Annotated in this window: 3 protein-coding genes; 1 reads left to right on the top strand and 2 read right to left on the bottom strand. The window is 78.9% G+C overall.

The window, feature by feature from the left end; translation table 11 throughout:
* Both MHY85_RS19395 and MHY85_RS19390 read right to left on the bottom strand, forming a co-directional pair.
* Window positions 1–948: DUF222 domain-containing protein (locus MHY85_RS19395; RefSeq protein ID WP_239199718.1), on the bottom strand; the 948-nt coding region annotated here is incomplete at its 3' end.
* 389 nt (window positions 949–1,337) lie between these two features.
* Window positions 1,338–4,592 carry a DNA polymerase III subunit gamma and tau gene (locus MHY85_RS19390; protein ID WP_239199716.1) on the bottom strand — a complete coding sequence of 1,085 codons (3,255 nt, stop codon included), beginning with the start codon at window positions 4,590–4,592 and terminating at the stop codon, window positions 1,338–1,340.
* A 169-nt stretch (window positions 4,593–4,761) separates the two neighbouring features.
* Here MHY85_RS19390 and MHY85_RS19385 point away from each other — a divergent pair, with 169 nt between their 5' ends.
* Window positions 4,762–6,642 carry a hypothetical protein gene (locus MHY85_RS19385; RefSeq protein ID WP_239199713.1) on the top strand — a complete coding sequence of 627 codons (1,881 nt, stop codon included), beginning with the start codon at window positions 4,762–4,764 and terminating at the stop codon, window positions 6,640–6,642.
* Window positions 6,643–7,007 lie beyond the last annotated feature (365 nt).

Here is a 7,007-nt window from a genome sequence, read left to right as displayed (position 1 = left end):
CGGTGGGGGTGGGTCGAGGTGGACCTCGAACGCCGGCCCATCCGACTCGGGGACATCACCCACGACCAGATCCCGGAGTCCGTCGGCGCGGAGCTGGTCCAGGGTGCGGGGGTCGCCCAGGGCCTTGGCGGTGCGGGCCGCGTGGTGCAGGACCCCGTCGACCCGGGTCGCGTCCTCGGCGGCCAGCACCACCCACATCGCGGCCATCCCGTGCGGCCGGCGCCGGGGCCGGGTGACCCGGCGGGTGCACCGGGCGCGGGTGTTGCGGCCGGCCTCCCCCTTGGGGTCGGCGATCCGGACCTCGCGGGCCACGCGTTGCTCGAGCTGCCGGCGGGAGCACTGGGCGGCGTCGGGCAGCACCGCGTCCTCCACCGCGTGCGCCGCCTCGTACGGCAGGTCGATCAACCCGGCGGCCAACACCTCGGCCTTGCCGGCGTCGATGTGCCCCGTCTCCAACGCCTCGCGGGTGGCGGCGAGCATCCCGTCCAGGGTCAGCGCCCGGTGCACCGCCTTGTTCGCCGTCATCAACGACCACCCGAGGCGCATGGCGAGCTCGTCCCCGGCGACGCACCCCTGGGTGGGTGGGGCCCCGGCCAGCGGGGACCACTGCGGGCTCATCTCCGGGCGGTTCGCGAGTTCGGCGACGGCGTCGAGCATCGCGGCGTGCTGGTGGGCCTCCATCCGGGCCCGCGCCGCCACGACCTCGACCAGGATCGCCGGGGCCAGCACCGTCAGGTCCAAGCCCCGCAGCCACGCATCCAACGCGGGCCCCGGCGGGCACGACGCGATCGCCTCGACCTGCCGCTGCTCGCCCGTCCTGGGCGACCCGCCGAACGCCACCACCGGGTCCGGGCCGTAGTCCGTCAGGCACGTCCCGTCAGGCCCGTAGACCGGCAGCACCGGGTCGGCGACCACGTCGCCTCCGGGGTGTTCCTGCAGGTCAGCCATGCAAGAACGCTACCGGCGACCACCGACACCACCCCGGACCGCAGGCCCAGCCTGGGGACCGTGCACGCGACCTGGCCTGTGGAGGAGTCGGTGCCCGCGCGCCGGGCGCGGACCGACGTCACGACCCGCCGTCGCGGCGCGTGGTCAGCCCCGCTCCGTGCCGTCCCGCTTCTGCCCGGCGGCCTTCGGCCCCGGAAGCCCGGCGGCCCGGGAGCCCCACGGCCTGGCGACTTCCCAGCCGGCAGCCTCACGGCCCGGGAGCCCCACGGCCGGGCAGCCCCATGCCCGGGCAGCCCTCCGGCCAGGCAGCCCTGCGGTCCAGCAGCCGTCCCCCGCCCGCCATGCCGCACCGCCGTCTGGTGGCGCCTGAGCGGTCGGACGACCGCGAGTCAGTAGCCCTCGTCGACGGGCTCGTCGATGACGGTCGCCCCGAGCGCCTGCGCGAGCAGCGGGATGCCGGACAGGGTGCTGGAGCCGATGTCCGGGTCGTCCATCGACGGCTCGTCGTCGGCCCAGGACACCCGGGGCGCGGCGGCTGCGACCGAGCCGCCTCCGGCAGCGGCGGCGCGGGCGGCGGCGCGCACGCGGTCGGCGCCGCTGGTGGACGTCGGCGCCGGGCCGGAGGCCGCGTCCGAGCGCGTCGACGCCGCGTACGGGTCAGGACCCGGGTCGGGCGGCAGCGGGACGTCGCGCGCCCAATCGTCGTCCGGGGGCTCGGGGGCGCCCGGGTCGTCCGGGTGGTCCCACGGCGGCGGGGCGCCCGGGTCGGTGGGCGCGGGGCGAGCCGCGGCCCTCCCCGCGCCGGGAGCGCGGGCAGCCTGCCGGTCCGTCGCGGCGCCGCCGACGGCGGGGTGGCTCTCGGCTGCGGGGCGCCGGCGGTCGCCGGCGCCGGCGCTGTCGCCGACCGGGTCGGAGCCGTCCGCTCGACCGGGTGCGGGGGCCTCGACGGTGGCACGGGCGCCACCCGCCGCGGACGCGCGCGCGTCCGCGAGGGCGGGACCGGCCGCGGTGGCAGCACCGGTTGCGGTCGCCGGGCCGTCCTCGTCCGTCGCCCGTGCCGCGCCGGGCGCCGTCGAGCCACCGTCTGGCGAGGTCGCACCCCGCGCGCCGCCCAGCGGAGCCACGACGGGCCAGCCGTCGTCCCCCACGGCGACCGCGGGCCCTGGCGCCGGGGACGTCGTCGTCCCAGGCCCCGCGGGAGCCGGTGCGCGGTGGTCGGACGCGTCGCCGGGCGGGGGTCCGCTCCGTGTGCCGGCCCCTCGACGGTCCGCGACGTCGGTCGCGGACCCGTCGAGCTCCTCGCCATCGGTGCCCCGGCGGGACTGGCCGTCGGCGTCGGCGTCGGCGTCCGCCTCGGCTCCCGAGCGCGGGTCGTCGCCGCCCTGGACCTCGGCCGCCCCGGACCCGTCCGGGCCGTCGGTGTCGTCGGGTCGCGTGACGGTCGCGGAGGACCAGGGATCCGCCGCGTCGGGGTCCTCGGCGTCCGCGGACGCCTCGGCACCGGACGGGGCGCCTCCGGGGGTGCCGTGCGACGAGCGCGCCGACTCCACCGGGCTCGCCGACGAGGCAGGAACGGGTGCGGGCCGGGCGGCGGGCGCGTCCCACGACGCGGCCGCCTCGGCGGTGGAGGGAGCGCCGCCTCCACGGGCAGCGGGCGCAGGACCAGCCGCGCCGGGACCGGGCCGGGCCGGGGCGGCGCCGGCACCACCCGAGAGCACCGGCTCGACCTTCACGCTGAACCCCAGCGTCTCGCGCACGGCCTGCTGCACCAGGTCCGCGTGCGAGCCCGCACGGAACGCCGACGCGAGGCCGGGCGCCCCGAACCCGAGCTTGAGGGTGGTGGCGTCGAGCTCGACGACCTGCGCGTTCTGGCTGATCAGCACCCAGGTCGTCTTCTTCAGCCTGCCCAGCGTCTCCAGGACCTCGGGCCAGCGGCGACGCAGCATCTCCGTGTCGCCGCCGCCGGGCGCGCCGGCCGGGCGCTCGGCGGGCGCGACGGGCTCGGCCGTCGGCACGTCGTGCGCAGCGGGGGCCGTGGGAGCCGGCGCGACGGCCGGTTCGGCAGCGGGCCCGACCGGACGGGACGGCGTGGCGGCGACCGCCGGCTCCGCGACCGGACCGCGCTCGTCGGCCACGGCACGCTCGACCGCGGCGGCACGCCCGTCGGCCGCACCCTGCCCCTCAGCCGCACCGCGCTCGCCGGCCACCGCTGGCCCGGTCGCCGGCGCCTCGCCGGGGTCGCCGGGCCGGGCAGCCCCGTCGGCGGGCGCACCCCCCTCGTCGCCCGCACCGGTCGGGCCGGACCCCGGGGCCTCGTCGGCGACCGCGCGGAGCGCCGCGCCCGCCTCGCGCACCTCGGGCGCGGGGCTCGGGGACGGGGTCACCACGGCGACCCGCTCGACAGGCGCCGCGGGCGCGAAGGCGGGGGCGGCCGCGACCGCGCCCACGACGGCGGCGCCCCCGGCGCCGGGCCCGGACGCCACGCGCACGCCCTCGCGCTCGAGCCGGTCGACCCGGGCCCCGAGGCCCGCCGCGGAGTCGTCCAGCGCCGGCAGCAGCAGCCGGGCCATGAGCAGCTCGAGGTGCAGCCGGGGCGAGGTCGCGCCCGTCATCTCGGACAGCGCCGCGTTGACCAGGTCGGCGGACCGGGACAGCTCCGCGGCCCCGAGGTGGGCGGCCTGCTGCTGCATGCGGGTCATCTGGTCGCCCGGCACGTCGCGGAGCACGGCCGCGGCCGCGTCGCCGGAGGCCGCCAGCACGATGAGGTCGCGCAGCCGCTCGAGGAGGTCCTCCACGAACCGCCGGGGCTCGTGGCCGGTCGAGATGACACGCTCGACCACCCGGAAGGCGCTCGCGCCGTCGCGGGCCGAGATCGCGTCGACCAGGTCGTCGAGCAGCGAGGCGTGGGTGTACCCGAGCAGCGCGACCGCGTCCTCGTACCCGAGCCCCTCGGGCCCGGAGCCGGCGATGAGCTGGTCCAGCACGGACAGCGAGTCGCGGACGGACCCTCCGCCCGCGCGCACGACGAGCGGCAGCACGCCGGAGCCGACCCGCACGCCCTCGGCGGTGCAGAGCTGGTCCAGGTAGCCGACCATGACATCCGGCGGCACGAGCCGGAACGGGTAGTGGTGCGTGCGGGACCGGATGGTGCCGATGACCTTGTCGGGCTCCGTGGTCGCGAAGATGAACTTCACGTGCTCCGGCGGCTCCTCGACGATCTTGAGCAGCGCGTTGAAGCCCTGCGGCGAGACCATGTGCGCCTCGTCGAGGATGAACACCTTGTACCGGTCGCGGGCGGGCGCGAACGTGGCCCGCTCGCGCAGGTCGCGGGCGTCGTCGACGCCACCGTGGCTGGCCGCGTCGATCTCCACGACGTCGAGGCTGCCGGGGCCGCCGCGGGCGAGCTCCACGCAGGACTCGCACACACCGCACGGGGTGTCGGTCGGCCCCTGGGCGCAGTTGAGGCAGCGGGCGAGGATCCGGGCCGAGGTCGTCTTGCCGCAGCCGCGCGGGCCGGAGAACAGGTAGGCGTGGTTGGTCTGCCCCGAGCGCAGCGCCTGCCTCAGCGGCGCGGTGACGTGGTCCTGGCCGACGACCTCCGCGAAGGTCTCGGGCCGGTAGCGGCGGTACAGGGCTGTCGTCACCCCAGAACTCTAGAGGGGACGGCCGACATCCCGGGACCCTGCCGGGGGCACCTGGGGACGGGGGCGCGAGGGGCCCGGACGGAGCGACGTCAGCCGCGCCGGGGCCCGATCGGGTGAGGCGGTGCGAAGGCCCGGACAGACGCGTCCCCAGAGGTCCACCGTGGTACGCATGACAGCGGCGCGGAGGCGGGCGGACGGCACGCGGGTGCTGCTCGATGCCGAGGTGCACGTGCACTACGGGTTCCTGGACCTGCTCCCGTTCGGAGCGGACGCCACGGAGGGCGGCCTGGCGTACGCGGGGCAGGCCAACGGCATGTGCGGGGCACGGCGCCCCGGTGCGCTCTCGATGCGGACCGGGACGCACACGGGCCCCGTTCCGGTCCGCGTCGAGGCGCACCCGGCCCGCCCCGAGGTGCCGGACGGCTGGCAGGACGTCGTCGAGGTGCCGTTCGTGCCCGCCGGATCGCGGTACGCCCTGACAGCCTTCGACTCCGGTCACGAGCTCGAGGTCCCGGCCGGCGTGGGCCGGGCCCGGTGGTGCGCCGACCGGATGGACGACGGGTACGACGGCGCCCGGATGGACGACGACCCGGTCGCCGACCGTTACCTCCTGCAGCTCTGGCCCGCGCCGCCCGCGCCGGAGGAGGTCGTCCGGTCGTCGTCCCGCAGGTCCGCGTACTGGGCCGGCGTCGCGCGGGACACGTACCCGGTCGACCTGGAGCCGGCCCGGGGGTGGACCGAGCCGACCCGCGACGAGGCGATCCGGCGGCTGCGCGAGGAGCGGGACCGCCGGCTGCGCGAACCGGGGCTCCGGGGCGCCGCGGTGACGGCGCGACCCCGGCCCGCCCCGTTCGTCGGCAGCGCGGGCCGCGTGCACCCGGCCCACCCGGACTCCCCGCGCGGCCACGCCCCCGTGGCCGACCCGCCGACCGGCACGGCCCGCGCCTCCTTCCACCTGGGCGCCTGGCGCGCCCGGGAGGAGTGGCTCGCCACCGCCTTCCCCGCGCTCGCCGCAGAGCTCGACGCGGCGCCCGCGGAGGCGCAGCGCGCGGTCGCGGCCTGGGCGGCCCGCCGGCTCGCGGTCGCCGCCGGCGTGCTGGCCGACGAGGACGTCGAGGCCCTGCTCGACGCCGTCCGTGACGGCCGCGCCGCCCCGGCGGTCGACCGGACCGCGCTGACCCGGCGCCTGATTGGTGACCCGCGGCGCGACGCTCCGGGAGGCGCGCACGTCGGCACGGGCCCGATCCCGGCGGCGGACGCACCGTCCGACGCCCGCGCGGCCGCGCTGCGGGCCGTGGGCGCCGCGGTCGACCTGCCACCGGGGTCGGCCGTCGTCGACGCCGTCACCGCCCTCGTGCGGCAGGCCGACGACCGCGACCGCACCGTGGGCGACGTGGTCGACCGGCTCCGGGCGGCGGCCCGGGGCGAGGTGCCGGACGAGGAGCGCGCCGGGCCCAGCGCCGCCGACCGCGAGCGCCTGGCGGACGAGCGCGCTCTCCACGTCCGGGAGGACGCCGACGCGCGCCGGGCCGCAGCCGACCGCCTGACGTGGGGCTCCGCGCGGCCGTCGGACCGGCTGCGCGCCATCCCGGGGAACACCGCCTGGCTCGCGCAGCACGACCTCGGGCTCGCCGAGCGCCTCGCCCGCGCCTCGGACGCGGCGCAGCGTGCCCTGGCGGTGGCCGTCGCGCGCCGCGCGGCCGGCCGGGCCGGGATCGCGTCGGACCCCGAGATCGCCGCAGCGCTCGACGCGGCGGCCCGCGGGCGCACCGACGCCCCACCGGACCGCGACGCGCTCTGGCAGCGGTACTTCCCGGGGCCGGTCACCGCTGCCGTCATCACCTTCGTCGGGTCGGACGACCCGCGCACCCCCGCCGGGCGGCCACCGTCGCACCCGGTCGCCGTCGCGCTCGACGCGGTGCTGGCGGCGGCACTCCGCGACCCCGCCGCGGCGGCCGTCGGCGCCGTGTCGGCCGTCCTGCTGACCGCCGCCGATCCTGCCGCAGAGGCCGCGGCGATCCGGCGGGATCTCGACGCCGCAGGCGCCTGACGTGTCCGGGACACGTCACTGCGTCCCATATGTCGGACAGCGAGTTCCATCCCCCGAGACGACCGGTTAGGTTCGCCGCCATCGCGGACCGCTCCCGGTCCGCCACCCGCACCCGAGGAGGAGGCAGCACGATGCGCGAGCACGCCACGACCACCTGCCGCCCCTCGATGTGTGCTGCCGCGCGGGCCGTCGCCTGTCGCTGTACCGCCACGGCCTGACCCGCGAGCGGACCGGCGGCCGCACCGCCGCCACGGCCCCGGCCGGGCCGCCCTGCGCGTCCCCGCCGGCCCCGCGCCCCGCGACGCGTCCCGCACGGCGACCGCGCACGGCTCCCCGCCGCCGGGGGGGCAGCACACATCGAGGGG

It is taken from the genome of Cellulomonas sp. ACRRI (genome assembly GCF_022346185.1).
Lineage (GTDB): Bacteria > Actinomycetota > Actinomycetes > Actinomycetales > Cellulomonadaceae > Cellulomonas.
The sequence above is the reverse complement of the archived record's forward strand: the minus strand, read 5'-3'. Positions and strand labels throughout refer to the sequence as shown.

Bases quoted from the DNA above. Each gene is read 5' to 3' on its own strand.
- MHY85_RS19385 (WP_239199713.1), top strand. From the start codon at position 4,762: ATGACAGCGGCGCGGAGGCGGGCGGACGGCACGCGGGTGCTGCTCGAT.